This is a genomic window from Rhizobium sp. AB2/73 (assembly GCF_020871915.1).
Lineage (GTDB): Bacteria > Pseudomonadota > Alphaproteobacteria > Rhizobiales > Rhizobiaceae > Rhizobium > Rhizobium dioscoreae.
Genome location: NZ_CP067071.1, coordinates 527,015 through 547,310, shown reverse-complemented (window position 1 = coordinate 547,310; position 20,296 = coordinate 527,015). Strand labels below are relative to the sequence as shown.

The 20,296-nt window shown below is 60.1% G+C and carries 25 protein-coding genes; 12 read left to right on the top strand and 13 right to left on the bottom strand.

What is annotated here, in order from left to right:
• Window positions 1–36: 36 nt before the first annotated feature.
• Window positions 37–384: an antibiotic biosynthesis monooxygenase gene (locus I8E17_RS02770; RefSeq protein WP_069613783.1), complete on the bottom strand. Its 348-nt coding sequence runs from the start codon at window positions 382–384 to the stop codon at window positions 37–39.
• Window positions 381–710, bottom strand: coding sequence for an NIPSNAP family protein (locus tag I8E17_RS02765; RefSeq protein WP_069613782.1), 330 nt, complete (start codon window positions 708–710; stop codon window positions 381–383). Before I8E17_RS02765 ends, I8E17_RS02770 begins: the two co-directional genes overlap by 4 nt.
• Before the next feature lie 72 nt (window positions 711–782).
• Here I8E17_RS02765 and I8E17_RS02760 point away from each other — a divergent pair, with 72 nt between their 5' ends.
• Window positions 783–1,520, top strand: a complete 738-nt coding sequence (locus tag I8E17_RS02760) for a helix-turn-helix transcriptional regulator (protein ID WP_069613781.1) — start codon at window positions 783–785, stop codon at window positions 1,518–1,520.
• On the opposite strand, the gene I8E17_RS02755 is transcribed toward I8E17_RS02760, so the two are convergent.
• From I8E17_RS02755 to I8E17_RS02745, 3 genes are all read right to left on the bottom strand, one after another.
• Complete coding sequence (locus tag I8E17_RS02755; RefSeq protein ID WP_069613780.1) at window positions 1,517–1,942, bottom strand: DUF1284 domain-containing protein; 426 nt, start codon at window positions 1,940–1,942, stop codon at window positions 1,517–1,519. The two genes, I8E17_RS02760 and I8E17_RS02755, sit on opposite strands and share 4 nt — an antisense overlap.
• Window positions 1,939–2,529, bottom strand: coding sequence for a biotin transporter BioY (locus I8E17_RS02750; protein ID WP_069613779.1), 591 nt, complete (start codon window positions 2,527–2,529; stop codon window positions 1,939–1,941). The genes I8E17_RS02755 and I8E17_RS02750 overlap by 4 nt, the downstream gene beginning before the upstream one ends.
• A gap of 263 nt (window positions 2,530–2,792) precedes the next feature.
• A complete protein-coding gene (locus tag I8E17_RS02745; protein WP_069613778.1) occupies window positions 2,793–3,461 on the bottom strand; it encodes a GntR family transcriptional regulator in 669 nt (222 codons plus the stop codon).
• 230 nt (window positions 3,462–3,691) lie between these two features.
• Between I8E17_RS02745 and I8E17_RS02740 the strand changes: the two genes are divergently transcribed.
• Window positions 3,692–4,384 (top strand): HAD family hydrolase, encoded by a 693-nt coding sequence (locus I8E17_RS02740; RefSeq protein WP_069613872.1) that lies wholly within the window; start codon window positions 3,692–3,694, stop codon window positions 4,382–4,384.
• A gap of 104 nt (window positions 4,385–4,488) precedes the next feature.
• Here I8E17_RS02740 and I8E17_RS02735 read toward each other — a convergent pair whose 3' ends face one another.
• A complete protein-coding gene (locus tag I8E17_RS02735) occupies window positions 4,489–5,109 on the bottom strand; it encodes a hypothetical protein (RefSeq protein WP_069613777.1) in 621 nt (206 codons plus the stop codon).
• A 313-nt stretch (window positions 5,110–5,422) separates the two neighbouring features.
• Between I8E17_RS02735 and thrC the strand changes: the two genes are divergently transcribed.
• From thrC to I8E17_RS02715, 4 genes are read left to right on the top strand one after another with little or no spacing between them, the layout of a single operon-like run.
• Window positions 5,423–6,820 carry a threonine synthase gene (thrC, locus tag I8E17_RS02730; RefSeq protein ID WP_069613776.1) on the top strand — a complete coding sequence of 466 codons (1,398 nt, stop codon included), beginning with the start codon at window positions 5,423–5,425 and terminating at the stop codon, window positions 6,818–6,820.
• 20 nt (window positions 6,821–6,840) lie between these two features.
• Window positions 6,841–8,139 carry a pitrilysin family protein gene (locus I8E17_RS02725; protein WP_069613775.1) on the top strand — a complete coding sequence of 433 codons (1,299 nt, stop codon included), beginning with the start codon at window positions 6,841–6,843 and terminating at the stop codon, window positions 8,137–8,139.
• A 50-nt stretch (window positions 8,140–8,189) separates the two neighbouring features.
• Complete coding sequence (locus I8E17_RS02720) at window positions 8,190–8,804, top strand: GNAT family protein (protein WP_069613774.1); 615 nt, start codon at window positions 8,190–8,192, stop codon at window positions 8,802–8,804.
• Between the two features lie 8 nt (window positions 8,805–8,812).
• Window positions 8,813–11,713 (top strand): EAL domain-containing protein, encoded by a 2,901-nt coding sequence (locus tag I8E17_RS02715; protein WP_113366906.1) that lies wholly within the window; start codon window positions 8,813–8,815, stop codon window positions 11,711–11,713.
• Window positions 11,714–11,737: 24 nt separating this feature from the next.
• On the opposite strand, the gene I8E17_RS02710 is transcribed toward I8E17_RS02715, so the two are convergent.
• The 3 genes from I8E17_RS02710 to I8E17_RS02700 all read right to left on the bottom strand — a co-directional run bounded on the left by I8E17_RS02710 (window position 11,738) and on the right by I8E17_RS02700 (window position 13,824).
• The gene (locus tag I8E17_RS02710; protein ID WP_069613772.1) at window positions 11,738–12,793 is read right to left on the bottom strand and encodes a putative zinc-binding metallopeptidase; all 1,056 of its coding nucleotides are present in this window, start codon (window positions 12,791–12,793) and stop codon (window positions 11,738–11,740) included.
• A gap of 138 nt (window positions 12,794–12,931) precedes the next feature.
• Window positions 12,932–13,123: a CsbD family protein gene (locus tag I8E17_RS02705; RefSeq protein ID WP_069613771.1), complete on the bottom strand. Its 192-nt coding sequence runs from the start codon at window positions 13,121–13,123 to the stop codon at window positions 12,932–12,934.
• A 95-nt stretch (window positions 13,124–13,218) separates the two neighbouring features.
• Complete coding sequence (locus I8E17_RS02700; RefSeq protein ID WP_069613770.1) at window positions 13,219–13,824, bottom strand: YqgE/AlgH family protein; 606 nt, start codon at window positions 13,822–13,824, stop codon at window positions 13,219–13,221.
• A gap of 140 nt (window positions 13,825–13,964) precedes the next feature.
• Between I8E17_RS02700 and I8E17_RS02695 the strand changes: the two genes are divergently transcribed.
• Together I8E17_RS02695 and I8E17_RS02690 are read left to right on the top strand one after the other, a co-directional pair.
• On the top strand, window positions 13,965–14,792 hold the full coding sequence (locus I8E17_RS02695) for a protein-disulfide reductase DsbD domain-containing protein (RefSeq protein ID WP_069613769.1): 828 nt from the start codon (window positions 13,965–13,967) through the stop codon (window positions 14,790–14,792).
• Between the two features lie 78 nt (window positions 14,793–14,870).
• Window positions 14,871–15,356 (top strand): peroxiredoxin, encoded by a 486-nt coding sequence (locus I8E17_RS02690; RefSeq protein ID WP_069613768.1) that lies wholly within the window; start codon window positions 14,871–14,873, stop codon window positions 15,354–15,356.
• 49 nt (window positions 15,357–15,405) lie between these two features.
• Here I8E17_RS02690 and I8E17_RS02685 read toward each other — a convergent pair whose 3' ends face one another.
• Together I8E17_RS02685 and I8E17_RS02680 are read right to left on the bottom strand one after the other, a co-directional pair.
• Window positions 15,406–15,714 carry a type II toxin-antitoxin system RelE/ParE family toxin gene (locus I8E17_RS02685; RefSeq protein ID WP_069613767.1) on the bottom strand — a complete coding sequence of 103 codons (309 nt, stop codon included), beginning with the start codon at window positions 15,712–15,714 and terminating at the stop codon, window positions 15,406–15,408.
• Window positions 15,715–15,960 carry a type II toxin-antitoxin system ParD family antitoxin gene (locus tag I8E17_RS02680; protein ID WP_069613766.1) on the bottom strand — a complete coding sequence of 82 codons (246 nt, stop codon included), beginning with the start codon at window positions 15,958–15,960 and terminating at the stop codon, window positions 15,715–15,717.
• Between the two features lie 178 nt (window positions 15,961–16,138).
• Here I8E17_RS02680 and I8E17_RS35270 point away from each other — a divergent pair, with 178 nt between their 5' ends.
• The 4 genes from I8E17_RS35270 to I8E17_RS02665 are packed head-to-tail and all read left to right on the top strand — an operon-like array spanning window position 16,139 to window position 18,837.
• Window positions 16,139–16,267, top strand: a complete 129-nt coding sequence (locus I8E17_RS35270) for a hypothetical protein (protein WP_257714000.1) — start codon at window positions 16,139–16,141, stop codon at window positions 16,265–16,267.
• Window positions 16,264–17,046, top strand: coding sequence for an ABC transporter ATP-binding protein (locus tag I8E17_RS02675; RefSeq protein ID WP_069613765.1), 783 nt, complete (start codon window positions 16,264–16,266; stop codon window positions 17,044–17,046). Before I8E17_RS35270 ends, I8E17_RS02675 begins: the two co-directional genes overlap by 4 nt.
• Window positions 17,043–17,915: a metal ABC transporter permease gene (locus I8E17_RS02670; RefSeq protein WP_069613764.1), complete on the top strand. Its 873-nt coding sequence runs from the start codon at window positions 17,043–17,045 to the stop codon at window positions 17,913–17,915. The genes I8E17_RS02675 and I8E17_RS02670 overlap by 4 nt, the downstream gene beginning before the upstream one ends.
• 19 nt (window positions 17,916–17,934) lie before the next feature.
• On the top strand, window positions 17,935–18,837 hold the full coding sequence (locus I8E17_RS02665) for a zinc ABC transporter substrate-binding protein (protein ID WP_069613763.1): 903 nt from the start codon (window positions 17,935–17,937) through the stop codon (window positions 18,835–18,837).
• Window positions 18,838–18,893: 56 nt separating this feature from the next.
• On the opposite strand, the gene I8E17_RS02660 is transcribed toward I8E17_RS02665, so the two are convergent.
• Entirely contained in the window at window positions 18,894–19,202 is a 309-nt protein-coding gene (locus tag I8E17_RS02660; RefSeq protein ID WP_069613762.1) for a Dabb family protein, read from the bottom strand.
• Window positions 19,203–19,322: 120 nt separating this feature from the next.
• A complete protein-coding gene (locus I8E17_RS02655) occupies window positions 19,323–20,222 on the bottom strand; it encodes a LysR family transcriptional regulator ArgP (protein WP_069613761.1) in 900 nt (299 codons plus the stop codon).
• Between the last annotated feature and the right edge of the window lie 74 nt (window positions 20,223–20,296).

The following is a 20,296-nucleotide window of genomic DNA, read 5'->3' as shown; positions in this document are numbered from 1 at the left end:
ACAGGTCTCTCGAAAGGCGCTATCGCGCCGAAAGCCTTAGATGTCGTGGACTGCGTGGCTATCGTTGGGCGCTTCGGCCCGTTCCGTCATCCCGTAATCGCGAAGCACCTGAGCGACACGCAAACGATAGTCGGCAAAGACAGTCTTGCGCCCCGCTTTCTGGGCGGCGCGATGCGCTTCGCGGTTTCGCCATTCGCGAACTGCGGTCTCGTCGCGCCAGAAGGACAGCGACAAGATCTTGCCCGGCTGGGTCAGGCTTTCGAAGCGTTCGATGGAGACGAAACCGTCGATCGCTTCCAGTTCCGACCGCAGCCCTGCGGCAATATCGAGGTAGTGCTGGCGTTCGTCGGGATGGGGAATGACTTCGAAAATGACTGCGATCACGGCGATATCCTCAGAGCATGCGGCAGCGAGACATTCTTCAGGAAAATGCGGTCTTCCTGCAAGATGAAGCGCTCGCGGCGGGCAAAATCGAGATTGGCCTGCGCCAGGGGATCGGCGGCGAGGCTCTTGCGATAGGCCTCGTAGGCGGCGAGATTTTCGATGTTGTAGATGCCATAGGCCGTTGTCAGCGAGCCTTCATGCGGAGCGAAATAGCCGATCAGGTCCGCGCCATTGCGTGGGATGACCTGGCCCCAGGCTTTGCCATACTCTGCGAAGGCGTCGTGCTTGAACGGGTCGATCTGGTAGCGGATGAGACAGGTAATCATGGATTTTCTCCTTTGCTGATGCCGCTGTTTTCGCACATTGCAGCACGGAGATGGTTCGGTTACGATCGAAGTATGAAGGAAGGTCCAGACATAGCACAGATCGGCTCGCTGATCGGCGATCCCGCGCGAGCGAACATTTTGACAGCGCTGATGGGCGGCCGGGCGTTGACGGCAACGGAACTGGCGGCGGCTGCCGGCGTGACGTTGCAGACCGCCAGCGCCCATCTTGCCAAACTTGAAGCGGGAGGCCTGCTGACACAGCGCAAGCAGGGCCGCCATCGCTATTTCACGCTGGCGGACGATCGGGTCGGCAAGCTGCTTGAGGGTATCATGGGTTTTGCAGCCAGCCGTGGCCATCTGCGCCATCGTCCCGGCCCGAGGGAGCCGGCCTTGCGCAAGGCACGCATCTGCTACGACCACCTGGCCGGCGATTACGGCGTGCGCATGCTCGACAGCCTGATCGAGGCCGGGTCGATCTCCGCGGTGGGCGAAGGTCTGAACCTGACAGCCGATGGCGAAAGGCATCTTGGAACGATCGGCATCGACGTCTCCGGATTGCGCTCGAGCCGCCGCCCGCTTTGCCGATCCTGCCTGGATTGGAGCGAGCGGCGCGCGCATCTCGCCGGCAGTCTCGGCAAGGCGCTGCTTTCGAACTTCCTCGATAAGGGTTGGGCGCGGCGCACCGAAAACAGCCGCTCGATTTTCTTCACGCCCGAGGGCGAGCGCCGCTTTCTGGCGCTCTTTCCACTTGAGTTGAGCGATGGCGCCCGGCAGCCAGAGGCCTCATCAGAGCTGGATAACACGCCTTAAGCTGCCTTGATCAGGACACCGCTGAAATTGCTTGCAGCAATGCGGCTGCAGAGCTCACCCCATTCGCAGCCGATGCAGGCGTGACGGATCTCACCGCTGGCGAAATTCCGGCGGAGTTTTGCAAGCAAGCTGGCATCAGGCACCAGCACCGCGCCTATGCCGATCTCTTCGCCCAGCAAGGCCGCGACATCGGTAAGGGCAGCCGTATCCCGCTCGATGACCGAGGCCTTGAAGCAGTGCGGCTCCTCCCCGTTCAGGAGCGGAGCGCAGATGTCATCAGGGCCGGAGACCAGTTTGATCTCCTCCCCTTCCGACAGCCGCTCGGCGATGCGGCGATAATTGTCGGTGAAGGCCGAGGTATAGCCTTCACCGACAAAGGTCAGCATGCAGAGCAGATGGTGGGCGCGAAGCCTGACGGTCAATTCAGACGCGCCTTGCCGCTATAGGTTTGGATGGTCTTCAGTACTGCGGCTGCAAGTGCGGACTTGAGGACGGCGCCGAGGATGAAAGGCGCCACGCCAAGCAGCCAGCCTTTTTCCGCGCCGATCAGCGCTGCAAGCCATGCGCCGCCGATCGCAAGGCAGAGAATGTTGGCCGAGAGATGCGCCAGGAAGCTGCGCACGACACGGTTGCCGCTCCAGCCTCGTTCGGTAAGCCAGCCGACGAGGGCGGCAATGATCGGGAAGGAGGCGAGATAACCGGCCGTCGGACCCATGAAGGGCGCAATGCCGCCTGCCCCGCCGGCGAGCACCGGAAAGCCGATCGCAGCTTCGCCCAGCCAGGCGAGAACGGTGACCGCACCGAGACGCCAGCCATAGAGAGCGCCGATCATGGTAATCGCGAATGTCTGCATGGTGATCGGCACCGGCACCATCGGCACCGAGATTCGCGATGCCAGTGCCAGGATCAGTGTTCCGGCGAGAACGAACACAGTCTTGGCAACAAGCGAACGCTGCCCGAGGCGAAGCGGATCGAAAGCGACTTCATCGTGATGCTGCAACAGGGACATAGGCTCTCCTTTCAAAATTATAGATAATTTTTAAGTCTCATCTATTTTATGAGAGAGATTGCGAAATCAGGCAAGTGGCAAGCTCCGGATATTTTGAGTAAGCGCGAAATACCATTGAAAATTAAGAGTAATAAATCAAAAAGTGCGGCGCACCGCAGCTGAAATGCCGATCGGGATGCAGCCGCGGCAAAACGAAGAAACTCCGCGCGGAGCACAGCTCGCGAGGCACGCCCTACAAGGCATCTCAAAATTATCTATAATTTTTAGCCGACGATTGCGAAAGCGTCGCGTGTCGATCCGGTAGGCGTGCGCACCGGCGCGCGGCCGATCCATTGCACATGTTTCTGCAGAATAGCAGCCGCCTCGTCGGCCCGCCCTTGGCGCAGCGCCGCCAGAATGGCGCGGTGGTCATGATCCGTTCGTTTTTCCCAGCCGGATTGCCAGGCAGAAAAGAGAAAGCGGGCGCTCGCCGCATGCAAGTCATCGATGGCGGCAAGAAGACGCGCCATGCCGCAGGGCGCCAGAATCAGGCGATGGAAACGACGGTTTGCTTCCTCCCAGGCGTGGACATCACCGGCAGCATCGCCATCGCGTGTCGCCTGCTCGGCCTCGTCCAGAATGGCTGACGTCAGATGCGGGGTCGCATGCTTGAGTGCAAGACCTTCAAGGGCTGCGCGCATCTCCGCGACCTCGCGGACTTCCTTGAGATCGAAGGAGGCGACGCGCACGCCGCGACGCGGGAGGCTGATCGCCAGCCCCTGCGCCTCGAGCCGCCGGAACGCCTCGCGCACGGGCACATGGCTGGTGCCGAACTCCTCGGCGATGTGATCCTGCCGCAGGCGGGCATCGGGCGCGATCTCGCCGCGGATGATGCGGTCGGCAAGCACCCGGCTGATGCGGCTGGCAATGGTGTCGTCGCGCTCCTTGGCCATGGCCGATCCTTAATGGCGACCCTGTCCGATGTCGAGCGACAAGCAACAGTCATCACCTCTTTTGCGAATTTTGACCCTTTCGCTCACTGCAGCGCAGCCATGCCCGCCGATTGGTTGAGCTTTGCTCACATATCGTGTAAAGCCCGGCGGTCATTTTTCAGAGCATGTCCCGAAACACCAATGGTTTCCTGGAGCGTGCCGAACCCAGCCACATCAAAGGCAGCAATTTCATGAGCAATGGCTTCGACCTCATCATCTTCGACTGCGACGGCGTTCTGGTCGATTCGGAAATCATCGCGGCACAAGTCGAATCCAAACTGCTGACCGATGCGGGCTATACGATCAGCACCGAGGAAATGGGTGAACGCTTCGCCGGCATGACCTGGCGCAACATCCTGTTCGAAGTCGAGCGCGAGGCCAGCATTCCCCTCTCCGCTTCGCTGCTCGACAAATCGGAAAAGCTGCTCGACCTGGCGCTTGCCAGCGACGTTCAGCCTATCCCTGGCGTTCCGCTGGCGCTGTCACGCCTGCCGATACCGCGCTGCATCTGCTCGAATTCCAGCTTCGCCCGCATCGAGATGATGCTGACGAAGGTCGGCTACCTCAAACTGTTTGCGCCGAATATCTTTTCCGCCAAGGATCTCGGCGCCGACCGCGTAAAGCCCAAGCCGGACATCTTCCTGCATGGCGCCAAGCAGATGAACGTCAGCCCGGCCAATACGATTGTCGTCGAGGATTCGGTTCACGGCGTTCAGGCGGCGCGCGCCGCCGGCATGCGCGTCATCGGCTTCACGGGAGCATCGCACACCTATCCTTCGCATGCCGACCGTCTGACCGATGCTGGCGCCGAAACCGTCGTCAGCCGCATGGCCGACTTGCCGGGCGTGGTCATGGCGCTCGCCGAATGGGACGGCGTGCTCTGAGGAATAGGCAATAGATGTTGCGGCCATAGTGCCGGCGGCAGCAAGGACAAGGTGATCTTTTCCTACTGCCTACTGCCTACTGCCTACTGCCTACTACCCCAACCTTAGTGACGCTTCTTACGCGCCGGCTTTTCGCCCTTTGCCGGCTTCTGCGGGCCTTGATCGAAGCCGATCTGGACGATGGTGAAGCCGCCCGAGCCGCCGGCAACCTGGATGTCATCGTCCGTGAAGAGGAACTGCGCCGTGCTTTCGCCCGGCGGGATTTCCGCCGTATACATGATGGTCTTGCTGTAGAGTGCGTTGTCATTGTCCATGACCGCAACATGGATCGGCAGGGTTACCTTGCCGGAGCTGCCCATGGGACCAGCAACCAGGCGCCCCTGCGCCACGACGTGAATGCCGAGGCTTGTTCCGTCCGTGGTGCACTGGCGGGTCGCCTGAGCCAGCGAAGCCTGGTAGACCAGCTGTTTCGGATCATCCTTGGCGCCCTTGGTGTAGGTGCGATAGACCGAATCCTCGTCACGGATGACAGCTTGCGGGCACTTGCCGGCGACATAGGTCTGACCGCCCGTAGGTGCGGCAGTCGTGGTTCCGGTTTGCGGCGCTACCGTTACATCCGTTGCCGGCTGTTTTTCACTGTTGCCGCCGATGCCGAGAGTGCTGCAGCTCGTCAGCAATGCCAGAAGCGAAGCGGAGAAAAGACGACGCGAAACCTTGCCAAACACTATAATTCCACCCTCTCCATATAATTCACATTATCGGCCTGCAGCCTGTCAAACGGGCCTTTTATGACACTTGGCGATGGTCTATACCAGCGACGCAGCGAAAAATCGATTGGGTAGACACCGTTTTGGCTCACTTTTCGAGATCGACACATTGCCACAAGCAGACGCTACATGGCGCCGATCCCACGCGCCTTGCGCAAACGCGAAAACCACGCGGCTGATCCGACGCAAAAAGACCGGCCGCCGTCGCTTCGTTCCTCTACCCTCTCAATCGATCACTCAGGCAATTTTGCGACCAAAGGAATTCTAGACCGTGGACTACATTTCAACGCGGGGAGAAGCCCCTGCCCTTGGCTTCTGTGACGCTCTTCTGGCCGGCCTTGCTCGTGACGGCGGGCTGTATGTTCCCCGTGAATGGCCGGTCCTGACGAAGAAGGAAATCCGCGCCTTTCGCGGCAAGAGCTATCAGGATGTCGCCTTCGCCGTGCTTTCGCCCTTCACCAATGGCGAAATCCCGGCCGATGTCTTCCGCGGCATGATCGACGATGCCTATGCCACCTTCCGGCATCCGGCGGTGGCGCCGCTCGTCCAGACGGGGCCGAACAGCTTCGTCATGGAGCTTTTTCACGGCACGACACTCGCCTTCAAGGATGTCGCCATGCAGCTGCTGGCGCGGTTGATGGACTATGCGCTGGAGAAGCGCGGCCAGCGGGCGACCATCGTCGGCGCGACCTCGGGCGATACCGGCGGCGCGGCAATCGACGCCTTTGCCGGCCGCGAGCGCACCGACATCTTCATTCTCTTCCCGCATGGAAAAGTCTCGCCGGTGCAGCAGCGGCAGATGACCACCTCGACGGCAGCAAATGTGCATGCGCTGGCCATCAAGGGCAATTTCGACGATTGCCAGAACCTCGTCAAAGCCATGTTCAACGATGCCCCCTTCCGCGACAAGGTGAGGCTCTCCGGCGTCAATTCCATCAACTGGGCGCGAATCATGGCGCAGGTGGTCTACTATTTCACCACCGCTGTTGCTCTTGGCGGTCCTGACCGAAAGATTTCCTTCACGGTGCCGACGGGCAATTTCGGCGATATTTTCGCCGGCTACGTCGCCAAGCGCATGGGCCTGCCGATCGAAAAGCTGGTCATCGCCACCAACGAGAACGATATCCTGGCGCGCATGCTGAAGTCAGGCCGCTATGAGATGCGCTCGGTAAAAGCCACCACCTCGCCGTCGATGGATATCCAGATCTCCTCCAATTTCGAGCGGCTGCTCTTCGAGGCCAACGGCCGGGATGCCTCCAAGGTGCGCGCCGCCATGGAAAGCCTGAAGCAGTCGAACGGATTTTCAGTCAGCGAAGAAGCCTTGAAGTTTATCAAGAAGGACTTCCGAGCCGGCCGCGCCAGCGAGAAGCAGGTGGCCGAAACGATCCGCAAAACCCTTGCCGACACAGGCTATCTGCTCGATCCGCATACGGCGATCGGCGTCTTCATTGCGGACAAGAACGAGCGTCCCAGCAGCCCGATGGTAACGCTTGCGACAGCACACCCGGCAAAATTCCCTGCCGCAGTAAAATCCGCATCCGGTATTGACCCGGCGCTTCCGACGTGGCTTGCTGGTCTGATGACCAGGGAGGAGCGTTTCGACATTCTCGATCCGGAACTTAAAGCCGTTGAAAGCTTTATCGGCAAGCATGCCCGGACCGGCGAATAACAGACGCGGAAAGACAGGCGATGACAGTGGAGTGCACCCGGCTAGCGTCCGGGCTGACAGTAGCGACCCAATCGATGCCACACCTCGAAAGCGTGGCACTCGGCGTTTGGATCAAGTCGGGTTCGCGTAACGAAACCGAGGCAGAACACGGTATCGCGCATCTGCTCGAACATATGGCGTTCAAGGGCACGGCGCGGCGCTCCGCCCGGCAGATCGCCGAGGAAATCGAGAATGTCGGCGGAGAAGTCAATGCCGCCACCTCGACGGAAACCACGTCTTATTATGCCCGCGTGCTGAAGGATCATGTGCCGCTCGCCGTCGATATCCTTGCCGATATCCTGACGGAATCCGCTTTCGACGAGGAAGAGCTGGCGCGCGAAAAGCAGGTCATCCTGCAGGAAATCAATGCCGCGAACGACACGCCCGACGATGTCGTATTCGACAAGTTTTCCGAGGTCGCCTATCGCGGCCAGACGCTTGGGCGCGCCATTCTCGGCACACCGGAGACCGTCGTCTCCTTCTCACCGGAACAGATCCGCCATTATCTCGGCCGCAACTATACGACCGACCGCATGTTCGTCGTGGCGGCCGGCGCTGTCGACCATGAAAGCTTCGTGCGTCAGGTCGAGGAGCGCTTCTCCAGCCTGCCGATCAAACCGTCCGCTCCGCCCGTTATCGAACCGGCGCGTTATATCGGCGGCAACATTCGCGAAACCCGCGACCTGATGGATGCGCAGATCCTGCTCGGCTTCGAAGGCCGCGCCTATCATACCCGCGATTTCTATTGCTCGCAGATCCTCGCCAATATCCTCGGCGGCGGCATGTCCTCGCGCCTTTTCCAGGAAGTGCGCGAATTCCGCGGCCTCTGTTATTCGGTCTATGCCTTTCATTGGGGCTTCTCCGACACGGGCATCTTTGGCATCCATGCGGCAACCGGCGGCGAGAACCTGCCGGAACTGCTGCCCGTTATCGTCGACGAGCTGCATAAATCCTCGCATGACATTCAGCAGCAGGAAATCGAGCGCGCCCGCGCCCAGATCCGCGCACAGCTGCTGATGGGCCAGGAAAGCCCGGCCGCCCGCGCTGGCCAGGTCGCAAGACAGATGATGCTTTATGGCCGCCCCATCCCGAACCAGGAGATGCTGGAGCGCCTGGAAGGCATCACGATCGACCGCCTGACGGATCTTGCCGGCCGCCTGTTCTTCGATACAGTACCGACGCTTTCTGCGATCGGGCCGCTGGAGCAGCTCGCGCCGATGGAGGACATCGTAACCTCGCTGTCGGCGCCGGTCCCTGCCTCCAGAAGCGCAAGCGGCTAAGGGCACGCCGCGAGCCTATGGGTGCAATTCTCGGGGGAGTGCTTGGCAGCATGCAAAAATCTGTCTTTCGGTTTCTCTCACGTCATACGGACGCGGTTGAACTCGAAAACGACAGTTATTTGCTGCGTCTGCCGCGCTACTCCGATTTCAATCAATGGCATAAGCTTCGGGCGGAAAGCCGGCGCTTTCTCGAACCCTGGGAGCCTACCTGGCGACATGACGAGCTGACCGAGGGCGCTTATCGGGCACGCATCATCCGCGGAAAGCAGGAATACAGCTCCGGCCAGGCCATACCGCTCTTCATTTTTCTCAGGGAAAACATGACGCTGGTTGGCGGCATCACGATCGGCTATATTCGCCGCGGTGCCGCGCAGAGCTGCATGATCGGATATTGGATGGGCGAGCGCTACTCCGGTCAGGGCCATATGTTCGCCGCACTTCAGTTGGTTATACCCTATATCTTTTCCGGACTTGAGTTGCACCGAATTGAAGCAGCCTGTATTCCGGATAACGAGCGTAGCATGCGGCTTTTGGAAAAAGCCGGTTTCCAGCGGGAAGGTCATTTGCGCGGTTATCTTAAAATCAACGGTCAGTGGCGCGATCATGTGATGTTTTCAAGGTTGGCATCCGACACCAACCCGAACCGAAGCTTCGACCAGCGATGATCGCCGGAATGATGCAGACGTGGCCAACGGCCCGCCGGCTATGCGCCGTGATCGCAACGCTTGCGGCCGCCATGCTGCTGTTGATCGCCGGGATGGCCGATGCAGCCGAGCCCGTGAAGATCTCGCGCGACGATACTGCTCTCGATCTCACAGCGACGACCGAAATCTACACCAATCAGGGTGAAGCCTTCCAGGTTTCGACGGCGGCCGGCGCCGACGGCATCCGCCGCCGCATCGAGGTTCGCTCCTCTTCGCCCAATCATCAGGGCGACTGGGCGGTTTTCGCGCTCGCCAACGTTTCCGAAGAGCAGCTTGAGCGCGTCATCGTCGCGCCGCATTTCCGTCTCGTGAATTCAAAGGTCTTCTGGCCCGATCTCGGCTCGCAGCGCATCGTCGCGATCACGCCGAGCGAAGGTTTTGCGCTCGATCGTCAGCCGAGCGACGAGGCTGACGTCTTCCGTATCACGTTGAACCCCGGCGCCGTTGTCACCTTCGTCGCCGAACTTTCGTCACCGAACCTGCCGCAGCTCTATCTCTGGGAACCGAATGCCTACAAGGATACGGTCAACGCCTTCACGCTGTATCGCGGCATCGTGCTAGGGATTGCCGGCCTGCTGGCGGTGTTCCTGACCATTCTTTTCGTCGTCAAGGGCACGTCGATGCTGCCGGCGACGGCCGCGCTCGCCTGGGCAGTACTCGGCTACATCTGCGTGGACTTCGGCTTCCTCGGCAAGCTCATCAGCATCACGTCAAGCGACCAGCGAATATGGCGCGCCTGTGCGGAGGTGGCGCTCGCGTCTAGCCTGGTGATCTTCCTGTTCACCTATCTCAATCTCAATCGCTGGCACGCCCATCTCGGCTATGTAACGCTTGCCTGGGTGCTCGGCCTTGCCCTCCTCTTCGGCGTGGCGATCTACGATCCGTCGATTGCGGCAGGCATTGCGCGGCTGTCGCTGGCGCTGACGGCAACAGCCGGCCTGCTGCTCATCATCTATCTCGGCTTCAGCCGTTATGACCGGGCCATCCTGCTCGTGCCGGCCTGGGCGCTGATCCTCGTCTGGTTGTTCGGCGCCTGGATGACAGTCATGGGCAAGCTCGACAATGACATCATCCAGCCGGCACTCGGCGGCGGCCTCGTTCTCATCGTCCTGCTGATCGGCTTCACCGTCATGCAGCACGCCTTTGCCGGCGGCGCCTTCCAGCAGGGCCTGTTCTCGGATCTGGAGCGGCAGTCCCTGGCGCTGACGGGCTCCGGTGATACCGTATGGGACTGGGACGTGGCGCGCGACCGCGTGGTGACGACGCCCGATATCTCGGTGAAGCTCGGCCTCTCGCCCGGAACCATGCATGGCGCGGCGCGCAACTGGCTGCCGCGGCTGCATCCCGACGACCGCGACCGCTTCCGAGCGACGCTCGACGTCCTTCTGGAGCATAGGCGCGGCCGATTGAACCATGAATTCCGCATCCGTGCGGAGGATGGACATTTCCACTGGCTGTCGATCCGCGCCCGGCCGGTGCTGGGGTCGAACGGCGAGATCATTCGCTGTGTCGGCACGATCGTCGATATTACCGAACAGAAGAATTCAGTCGAACGATTGCTCCACGACGCCGTGCACGACAATCTCACGGGATTGCCGAACCGTCAGGTCTTCCTCGATCGCCTGCAAGCCGTTCTGACGCTGGCTTCCGATGGAAATCAATTGCGGCCGACGGTCATGGTCATCGACATCGATCGCTATAAACTCGTCAACGATACGCTTGGCTTTGCCGCAGGCGACAATATCCTGATCGCGTTGACCCGTCGCCTTCGCCGCCTGATGAAGCCGCAGGATACGCTGGCGCGTCTTTCGGGCGACCAGTTCGGCCTCATCCTCGTTTCCGAACGCGATCCCGCCAAGGTCGCCGACTTCGCCGACGCGATCAGCAAGGCGATCATGGTGCCGATCAATTTCGCCAACCGCGAGATCATTTTGACGGCATCGGTCGGGTTGACCTCGTGGGTCGACCAGCAGGAAAATGCGGCCGGGATGCTGAGCGATGCGGAACTCGCCATGTATCGCGCCAAGCGCGCCGGCGGCAACCGCGTCGAACCTTTCCAACCTGCCTTCCGCAGCTTCGGCACCGACCGGCTGCAGCTCGAAACCGATCTGCGCCGCGCCGTCGAACGCAAGGAGCTTTCGCTCGTCTATCAGCCGATCGTTCGGCTTGAGGATGCAGAAATCGCAGGCTTCGAGGCGCTGATGCGCTGGGAACATCCGAAGCGCGGCAACATTCCGCCATCGGAATTCATCCCGATCGCGGAGGCTTCCGACATCATCGGTCCGCTCGGCATGTTCGCACTGGAGCAGGCAACGAACGACCTCAAGGCATGGCAACGACAGACTGGCGACCTGCCGCTGTTCGTCTCCATCAATCTTTCCAGCGTACAGCTGCTCAACAACGAGCTTTACGACGATATCCGCGCCCTGCTCGCCAAGACCCATTGCGATCCAAGCCGCATCAAGCTGGAGCTGACGGAATCGCAGGTGATGGAGAATCCGGAACAGGCGCGGCTCGTGCTCGACAAGCTGCGCGAAGCCGGCATCGGTTTGGCGCTCGATGATTTCGGCACCGGCTATTCCTCGCTCGCCTATCTCACCCGCTTCCCCTTCGATACGATCAAGCTTGACAAGGCGTTGGTCCGCGACGATAGCGACAAGAAGGCGGTGCTGCTGCGTTCGGTCATTTCCATGGCGCGTGAACTCAACATGCGCGTCGTCGCCGAGGGCATCGAATCGGAAGAGGACGCGCTGGAGCTCGCCAAGATCGGCTGCAGCTACGGCCAGAGCTTCATCTTCGGTCCGCCGATGGGCTCGGATTCGGTGGTCCGTCTGCTCAAGGAACGCTTTCCGCTGACGAAGCGCGCTTAGCGTCATCAGTAACGGCAGCGCCGATCAGGCGTTGTCGATCAATTCCCTGATATAGTCGAGCTTGGCGACCACCGGCGGCGAGAGAATGAAGGGATAGGAATCCGGCTGCCCCATGCTGCGCTGGATGGAATTGATCGCTACGCTCAAAGGGATCCAGGCGCTGACGAGCTGCTCGGCGCTTTCTGCCTTGTAAGGATTGAAATCCACCTCGGCCGCCATGTCGTGATAGCGATGGGGATCGATTGCCAGGCCGAAGGAACGAGCCGTTTCCAGCGTATCCACGATGTGCAGATAATGCGCGAAGCACTCGGCAAAATCCTCCCAGGGATGGGAGCTGGCATAGGCGCTGATGAAACTTTCCTGCCAGTTTGCAGGCGGGCCATGGTCGTAATGGGCCTGTAGTGCGGCGCCATAATCGGCGCGCTCGTCGCCGAAGACGGCGCGAAAAGCATCGAATTGTCCACGATCGCGGACAAGCTTGTTCCAGATGAAATGACCGGTCTCGTGGCGGAAGTGGCCGAGCAAGGTGCGATAGGGCTCGTTCATCAACGTGCGCGCCTGTTCGCGCGTCACATCGTCGGCCTCGGCGGCCCGAATGGCGATCAGTCCCTCCTCGTGACCGGTCATCGCCGGTACCACGGTATTGCCCTGCACCTCATCCTCCAGGAAATCGAAGACGAGCCCACCTTCGGGGTCCTGCTGCCGATCGGGATGCGGTAGGTTCCACCTCAAGAGCGAATAAAACAAATGCCGCTGCGCCTGGCTGATGCGCCGCCAGCGATCTATACCCTGTTGCGTGCCGGTGTTCGGCACGAGACGATTGTGCCGGCATGCAACGCAATAGGGCTGCGGATCGTCCGCATCAATGAGCCAATTGCAGATATCGAGTTCGGCATTCGCGCAGAAGCGAAGATGCCGCGTCTGTTCGGAGACCGGATGCCAGTTCGTCTCAGTTTCTGCTTCCAGGGCATATATCGCCAAGTGATCCGGGACGAAACCGAGCTGATGACCACATCGAATACATTGCCTGTTATCGAAATGAACAGGCTGTCCGCAATGATCGCACGTGAAAAGCCGCATGCTCCCCCTCGGAAAACTTATTGGCCGGCAATAAAGAGCCTGCCACGTTTCCGTAACAGGCTCTTCCTCCCAACATCGCCGCTTCGACGTCAATTCAGACGGAGCAGCGACCATGGATTGACAAAAACAAGCAGCCGGTCACATCCGGTCCACCGCCCCCTTGACCTTATCCTTGGCCTTGCCAACGGCGGTTTGCACCTTCCCCTTGGCTTCCTGTGCAGCGCCCTTGGCGCGCATTTCCTTGTCATTCGTCGCCTTGCCGGCCATCTGCTTGGCCTTGCCGGCAATTTCGTTCGCCTTACCGGACACCTTGTCGGTCGTGCTGCTCATGTCTGACGCCTCCTTGGCTGCGACAGCGGAATTGCCGTCGCTCTGTCGGGAAAACGTCAGGCACGCTATTTCGTTCCGAAACAAGGCAAATCGGCTCAGCTATGACCGGCATGCGGTGATAGCATGACCGGATTGATACCCATGAGAGCCAGCGCACGATCATACTTGTTCTCGAGGCTGCGATCGAAGATCAATTCTTCGTTTGCAGGGCAGTTCAGCCAGCCATTGTTGCCGATCTCCGCCTCGAGCTGGCCAGCGCCCCAGCCGGCGTAGCCGAGCAACATCGTCGCGCGCTTCGGACCGCTCCCCTTGGAAATCGCCCTGACAATGTCGAGCGTCGCCGTCAGGCTGATATCGTCACTGACCGGGATGCTGCTGTCGCTGATGTAATCGTCGGAATGCAGGACGAAACCTCGGCCGCTTTCGACTGGACCGCCGGTCTGGATCGGGAAATCGCGCGCCATCTGCGGAAGCACGATAGCATCGTCGTCCTTGATCATTTCGAGATGCAAGAGGACGTCGGTGAATGTCAGCTTCTGAGCCCGGTTGATGACGAAGCCCATGGCACCGGCATCGGAATGGGCACAGATATAAACAACCGTGCGATGAAAGTTCCGATCCTCCATGCCGGGCATGGCGATCAGGAACTGACCGTCGAGAAAACCTCTTTCGCGTCTATTCTTCAGCGTCGATAGGGACATCGTGCCTCCTGACCGCAGTTCGCAACTGCGCCGCCTCATACCAAGATGGGGCAATGTCATAAATCAATCAACTGAAAATGATCATTTACTTCTTCGGTCGTGCTGGCTCCCGGCGACCCAATCCGCTAAATCCTTGTTGCATGATCGAAATAAGTACCGTTGCCCGCCTGTCGGCGCTTTTCGCCACTTTGTTTTTCAGCACCGCGGCGGCTCATGCCGCAACGAGTGAGTGGATAGACAATCAGGGCGGCAGAATGCGTCTGATCGCACTGGCACCGGACGCAGAGGGGCATATCCGCGCCGCCTTGCAGATCGAGCCGGAGCCGGGCTGGATCACCTATTGGCGCGAGCCGGGTCAGGGCGGAATTCCGCCGCAAATAATGCCGGCAGCCGGCAGCGGCGTAACACTGGAAAGGACAGACTATCCTGTGCCGAAGCCGATCCGCATCGGTCCGATCCAGGAAATCGGCTACGACGCGCCGGTCACGTTTCCGCTCGATCTGCGCGTCACCGGCAAGGCGCCGGCAAAGCTTGAGCTGACGGCCTTCATCGGCCTCTGCAAGGATATCTGCATCCCTTTTCAGGCCGAATACTCCCTGCCCTTGCCGGCAGATGTGCAGTCAACCTCGCATGAACTGGCTTTGCTCGATGCGGCAAAGGCCGTGCTACCTCAGCCTCCTTCCCCGGATTTCGCCGTCCAGAGCCATAAGTTCTCCAAAGACGGCAAGAGCCTTTCCCTGCATCTCACACTGCCGGAAGCGAGCGGAAATGCACCCGAGATCTATGTCACGGGGCCATCCGGCTATGTGTTCTTTCAGCAAGCGAATGCGAAGCGGGAGGGAACTTCCTTCTCGGCCGATATAGTAATCGGCAAACTACCAAAGGATTATGATCCGAAGGGCCAAAGCTGGGGTATTCTGGTCGTCGATGGCGATCGGGCGATGGAAACCACCCTTGCGCTCGAATAGGCCGGATCTATAGTTCTCTGAACCGTCTTCAAACCATCGGCGGCGAGCGCCCCGAAACAACGACCCAAGGAGAGAGCCATGACTATCGCCATCGGCGACACGCTGCCTGCCGCCACCTTCAAGGAAAAGACCGCCGACGGCCCGGTCGAGATCAGCACCGAGCAGCTCTTTGCCGGCAAGCGCGTCGTCCTCTTCGCTGTTCCCGGCGCGTTTACGCCCACCTGCTCGCTCAATCACCTGCCGGGCTTCCTCGAAAACCGCGACGCCATTCTTGCCAAGGGCATCGATGACATCGCCGTCGTTTCCATCAACGACTGGCACGTCATGGGCGCTTGGGCGCAATCGTCCGGTGGCCTCGGCAAGATCCACTTCCTCGCCGACTGGGACGGCGCCTTCACCAAGGCGCTCGGCCTCGACGTCGATCTCTCGGCCGGCGGTCTCGGCATTCGCTCCAAGCGCTATTCCATGCTGGTGGAAGACGGCGTGGTGAAGAGGCTGAATATCGAGGAAAGCCCCGGCCAGGCAACGGTTTCGGGTGCGGCTGCGATGATCGAGCAACTTTAAGATTTTTGATGGATATAAGAAACTGGGCGCCTCAAAGGCGCCCATTATTTTATTCTTCCTCGTTGAAATGAGTATCGAAATCCCGATGTCCTTCAAGCACGTTCAAAACCTCGAAGACATCGTCGATATAGCGGAAAAAGATCACGTACCCTCGAAATGCGAAGCTGCGGATATCGTCTCTCAACTCCGGCCGTAGACGGCCCATTTGACCGGGTAAGACCGCAGGACTTGCGCATTTGCGGCGTAGCTCTTCGGTAAGTTTCAAAGCGACCTTTGGGCTGCCGCTTTGGCGCGTTATAAATGCGAGAATGTCCAGGATGTTATCCTGGGCTGCGGCCTTATAACGAAGCCGCGGCACTCAATGGCCTTCCTTTGCCAGCTCGGCAGCCTTGGCTTCCAAAGCGGCACCAAGCTCATCATCAGATATATCGCCGCCCCGAGCAATCGATGCGTCCAGAGTACGCCGTAGCGCTGCGATTTTCGCCTCACGCTCCTCTACGAGCCGAAGACCCTCGCGCACAACTTCGCTGGCGGAGCTGTAACGGCCCTCTTCCACGGTTTTCTCAACGAACTTTTCCCAGCGTTCACCGATAGAAACATTCATATGCCACCTCCTACCGGCTCGATGAACCGTCGAATAACAGATAATGCGCGATATATAGCATCACCAGTGAAAAGCACCAATTGCCGGCGCTCACATTCCCAATTCACCGCTCGCCTCTTTTTCGCCGCATTTTATCGACTACTAGGCGTAATGTTATTACATAAATGAAAGCCCCGAAATGCCCTTTGACCGTGATCCCTTCGCTTCGTCCCTCATGGGGCGCTCGGCCTTGACGCGCCTTGCCTATGTTGCGGTGGGCATTGCAGTGCTTTGGGCTGCTATCGGCTGGGCGGTGGCTTTGGCATGAACGATCTGATCCGCCTCAACAATCTCACCGTAACCTATGAACGTCATCCAGCCGTACACCATCTCTCTGGCGGCTTTGCTGCCGGCAGCCTCACGGCGATCGCCGGGCCGAACGGTGCCGGCAAATCGACCTTGCTCAAGGCAATCGTCGGAGAGCTGCGGCCGGCGGAAGGCTCGATTGATCGCGGGGCGCTGATACGCAACGATTTCGGCTATCTGCCGCAGGCGGCCGATATCGTCAGACGCTTTCCGATCTCGGTTGCCGATACCGTCATGCTCGGTGCCTGGAAGAATGCCGGCGCCTTTGGGCGGTTCTCGCGGAAAGACGCCGAGCGGGCGCGCGAGGCGCTCGGCATCGTCGGGCTTTCGGGCTTCGAACGGCGGCATATCGGCTCGCTTTCGGCCGGACAGTTCCAGCGCGTGCTGTTTGCGCGGCTGCTGCTGCAGGATGCCCGCGTCATTCTGCTGGATGAACCCTTCACCGCGATCGACCAGCGTACGACGCGCGATCTTCTCGACCTCGTGCTGCGATGGAACCGGGAGGGACGCACGGTCATCGCCGTGCTGCACGATTTCGAGCAGGTGCGAAGCTATTTCCCCGAAACGCTGCTGATCGCCCGCAAACTCGTGGGATGGGGCAGGACGGAAGATGTCATGAGCCCAACGAACCTCATCAAAGCGCGCGCCATGGCCGAGCGCTGGGATGAGGAGGCCGCGACATGCCTGCCCGAAGAAGAGCACGACGAAGGCGGCCTCGTGAAGCGGGAGCCGGCCGAATGACCGTCTACGATATCTTCCTCGCGCCCTTTGCGGACTATGGTTTCATGCGGCGCGCGCTGATTGCCTGCGTCTGCCTCGGCCTCGGCTCCGGGCCGATCGGCGTTTTCCTGATGCTCAGGCGCATGAGCCTGATGGGCGATGCCATGAGCCATGCCGTTCTGCCTGGCGCCGCTATCGGCTACCTCATTGCCGGCTCGCTGTCGCTGACCGCAATGGGGCTTGGCGGGCTCGTGGCCGGCCTTACGGTGGCGCTGCTCTCCGGGCTCGTCAGCCGCGCAACCGTGCTACAGGAGGATGCGAGCTTTGCCAGTTTCTATCTGACCTCGCTGGCGCTCGGCGTCCTCATCGTGTCACTACGCGGCTCCAACATCGATCTGCTGCATGTGCTCTTCGGCACCATTCTCGCAATCGATGCGCCGGCCCTCTACCAGATCGGTGCGATTACGACGGTGACGCTGCTGGCTCTCGCCGTCATCTACCGGCCGCTGGTCATGGAGTGCTTCGATCCGGGCTTCCTGCGTGCCGTAGGCGGGCGTGGACCGCTTTATCACTTCCTCTTCCTGCTGCTGGTCGTGCTCAATCTCGTCGCCAGCTTCCAGGCGCTCGGCACATTGATGGCCGTCGGGCTGATGATGCTTCCGGCCGCCGTGGCGCAGCTCTGGTCGCGCAGCCTGCCCGCCATGATGGCGATCGCGGCGGGTACAGCGACAGCGTCCGGCTATCTCGGCCTTATCGCCTCCTACCACCTCGAATTCGCCTCTGGCCCGACGATCATCATCACTGCCAGCCTGATCTACGGCTTCTCCATTCTCTTCGCACCCGCGGGCCTTGCCCGGCGGCTCTTTCCCCGTCCCCATCTCCGGGGCTAATCCGAACAAGGAGACTCGCATGAACAAACAAAGACTGCTTCTCTCAGCCGCCGCGGCAGCCTTCGTCGCCTTCGGCGTCGCTGCACCAGCCTCCGCCGAGACACTCAATGTCGTTGCGTCCTTCACCGTGCTTGCCGATGTCGTCAAGCAGGTCGGCGGCAATCATGTGAAGGTGTCGAGCCTCGTCGGCCCGAATGGCGACCCCCATGAATTCGAGCCTTCGCCAGCCGATGCCAAGACGTTGAATGCCGCCAAGGTCGTCTTCGTCAGCGGCGAAGGCCTGGAAGGCTGGATGGACCGGCTGATTACCGCGTCCGGCTACAAGGGAACGCCCGTTGTCACCTCCGAAGGCGTCCACACCCGCACCATGATCGACGATGGCAAGACCGTCACCGATCCGCATGTCTGGAATAGCCCGGTCAATGTGAAGGTCTGGGTCGCCAATATCGAAAAGGCTCTTTCCGCCGCCGATCCGGCTGACGCCGCCGACTTCAAGGCCAATGCCGAGCGCTATACGAAGGTGCTGACCGAACTCGACGCCTATGCGCACGGCAAGTTCGACAAGATCCCGGACGATCGCCGCAAGGTGCTGACCAGCCATGACGCCTTTGGCTATTTCGGCCGCGAATACAAGGTCAACTTCCTCTCGCCGCTCGGCGTTTCGACGGAGACGGAAGCGTCGGCCGCCGACGTCGCCAAGCTGATCGAGCAGATCAAGACCGAGCATGTGAAGACCTATTTCTTCGAGAATTCCAACGATCCGCGCCTCGTCAAGCAGGTCGCCAAGGCAACCGGCGCCGAGCCCGGCGGCGAGCTCTATGTCGAATCGCTGTCAAAGGCCAACGGACCGGCTTCGACTTACGAAAAAATGTTCCGTTATAACGTTGACCAACTTGCCGCTGCGATGGCGAAATCGAGCTGATCGACCGGATCCGGTCGGAGGCTTACCCCGTCTGCGGCCGGATCCTGGCGACTATTTCAAAGATTGAAATCAAAAACCATTAGGCCGGCCAGACCGCCGTCGGTGGAGGAAACGATGCGTTCGCCGACAGCCACATGTTCGGGATGGATGAGATAGGCATCACGCGCCTCCACACTCTCGAATGTGACGACAAATCCGTCTGCGAAGCCGCCATGCAGGCCCTCTGGCGAGACGTTCGGCCCATATTTCACGTCGACGATGCCCGGAACGACCTTCTGCAAGGCGATGACGGAGTCGAAGAGCGCGGTCTTCTCATCCTGTGTCAGGGCGGATTTGAGTCTAAGAAAAACGCAATGCAGGATCATAAAACAATCTCCCTGGAAGTCGGGGGCAGCATAGAGGGAAAGGACAGCCGGGCAAGGCACCAATTCGCGAACATTGCGTTCCGGCAGCGAGGCGAATGGCAAGGTGTTTAGAAGCATTGCTCATGCTGACAGATGAGCTTTGGCTGCCGCTGTGATCTCGCGCGTCAGCTCGGCAAGCCGGTCGGCTGCGAGACGATTCACCTGCCAATATAATGGAATATCCAGCGGCGTGTCGGGGATCAGTTCCACCAAGCGCCCAGCCTCCAGATGCTCCCGCACAAGCTGGATGGGATTCATGCCCCATCCCATGCCTGCAAGGCTGGCATCGACGAACCCCTGCGTTGAAGGCAGCCAGTGGCTCGGATAGGCAAAATCCTTTCCGAAAGCCTGGCGTAACCACCGGCTTTGAAGCCTGTCCTTCTGGTTGAAGGTCAGGGCCGGCGCATTCCGGATCGCTTGCGGGGTAACGCCCTGTGCAAAATGCCGGGCAACGAAATCCGGGCTCGCCGTCGCATGGTAGCGGAGTGCGCCGAGGGACATGCGCCGGCATCCCTGAATCGGCTTCTCCAGGCCGGTGACGGCGGCGATGACCCGTCCCCGCTGCAGCCATTCGGCGGTATGATCCTGGTCGTCGATGGCGATATTCAGCAGATAGGGGAAGCGTTTGGCAAAACCCGATATGGCTTCCACGAACCACGTCCCGAGACTGTCGGCATTCGTGGCAATGTGAAGCGTCACCCTTTGCTTGGGCTCGCCGGGATCGACGAGCGCCGGCAAACGTCCGAACAGCTCGTCTTCCAGCATGCCGACATTCTCCATATGGCGGCAGAGCCATTCGCCCTTCTCCGTCGCGGTGCATGGATTGCCCCTGACGACCAGGACGATGCCCAGGCGTTCTTCCAGCTGCTTCACCCGCTGCGAGACGGCCGAAGGCGTGACGTTGAGAAGGGCTGCCGCCTTTTCGAAGCTGCCGGTCTGGACGACGATGGAAACGGCACGGAGAGCAGAATAATCGAGCATGGATTAGTTTTTCTTAATCAGGATTAGCAACATTAACTAGCCTAAATCTTCTTATGCCGATACCGGAAATGCTC

What these genes read in the sequence shown, in the direction of transcription:
- I8E17_RS02725 (WP_069613775.1), top strand. Translation starts at nt 6,841, where the DNA reads ATGACAGTGGAGTGCACCCGGCTAGCGTCCGGGCTGACAGTAGCGACC.
- I8E17_RS02680 (WP_069613766.1), bottom strand. Translation starts at nt 15,960, where the DNA reads ATGAATGTTTCTATCGGTGAACGCTGGGAAAAGTTCGTTGAGAAAACC.
- I8E17_RS02675 (WP_069613765.1), top strand. Translation starts at nt 16,264, where the DNA reads ATGAACGATCTGATCCGCCTCAACAATCTCACCGTAACCTATGAACGT.
- I8E17_RS35270 (WP_257714000.1), top strand. Translation starts at nt 16,139, where the DNA reads ATGCCCTTTGACCGTGATCCCTTCGCTTCGTCCCTCATGGGGCGCTCG.
- I8E17_RS02765 (WP_069613782.1), bottom strand. Translation starts at nt 710, where the DNA reads ATGATTACCTGTCTCATCCGCTACCAGATCGACCCGTTCAAGCACGAC.
- I8E17_RS02705 (WP_069613771.1), bottom strand. Translation starts at nt 13,123, where the DNA reads ATGAGCAGCACGACCGACAAGGTGTCCGGTAAGGCGAACGAAATTGCC.
- I8E17_RS02720 (WP_069613774.1), top strand. Translation starts at nt 8,190, where the DNA reads ATGCAAAAATCTGTCTTTCGGTTTCTCTCACGTCATACGGACGCGGTT.
- I8E17_RS02655 (WP_069613761.1), bottom strand. Translation starts at nt 20,222, where the DNA reads ATGCTCGATTATTCTGCTCTCCGTGCCGTTTCCATCGTCGTCCAGACC.
- I8E17_RS02715 (WP_113366906.1), top strand. Translation starts at nt 8,813, where the DNA reads ATGATGCAGACGTGGCCAACGGCCCGCCGGCTATGCGCCGTGATCGCA.
- I8E17_RS02665 (WP_069613763.1), top strand. Translation starts at nt 17,935, where the DNA reads ATGAACAAACAAAGACTGCTTCTCTCAGCCGCCGCGGCAGCCTTCGTC.
- I8E17_RS02740 (WP_069613872.1), top strand. Translation starts at nt 3,692, where the DNA reads ATGAGCAATGGCTTCGACCTCATCATCTTCGACTGCGACGGCGTTCTG.
- I8E17_RS02745 (WP_069613778.1), bottom strand. Translation starts at nt 3,461, where the DNA reads ATGGCCAAGGAGCGCGACGACACCATTGCCAGCCGCATCAGCCGGGTG.
- I8E17_RS02660 (WP_069613762.1), bottom strand. Translation starts at nt 19,202, where the DNA reads ATGATCCTGCATTGCGTTTTTCTTAGACTCAAATCCGCCCTGACACAG.
- I8E17_RS02695 (WP_069613769.1), top strand. Translation starts at nt 13,965, where the DNA reads ATGATCGAAATAAGTACCGTTGCCCGCCTGTCGGCGCTTTTCGCCACT.
- I8E17_RS02670 (WP_069613764.1), top strand. Translation starts at nt 17,043, where the DNA reads ATGACCGTCTACGATATCTTCCTCGCGCCCTTTGCGGACTATGGTTTC.
- I8E17_RS02750 (WP_069613779.1), bottom strand. Translation starts at nt 2,529, where the DNA reads ATGTCCCTGTTGCAGCATCACGATGAAGTCGCTTTCGATCCGCTTCGC.
- I8E17_RS02700 (WP_069613770.1), bottom strand. Translation starts at nt 13,824, where the DNA reads ATGTCCCTATCGACGCTGAAGAATAGACGCGAAAGAGGTTTTCTCGAC.
- I8E17_RS02760 (WP_069613781.1), top strand. Translation starts at nt 783, where the DNA reads ATGAAGGAAGGTCCAGACATAGCACAGATCGGCTCGCTGATCGGCGAT.
- I8E17_RS02690 (WP_069613768.1), top strand. Translation starts at nt 14,871, where the DNA reads ATGACTATCGCCATCGGCGACACGCTGCCTGCCGCCACCTTCAAGGAA.
- I8E17_RS02710 (WP_069613772.1), bottom strand. Translation starts at nt 12,793, where the DNA reads ATGCGGCTTTTCACGTGCGATCATTGCGGACAGCCTGTTCATTTCGAT.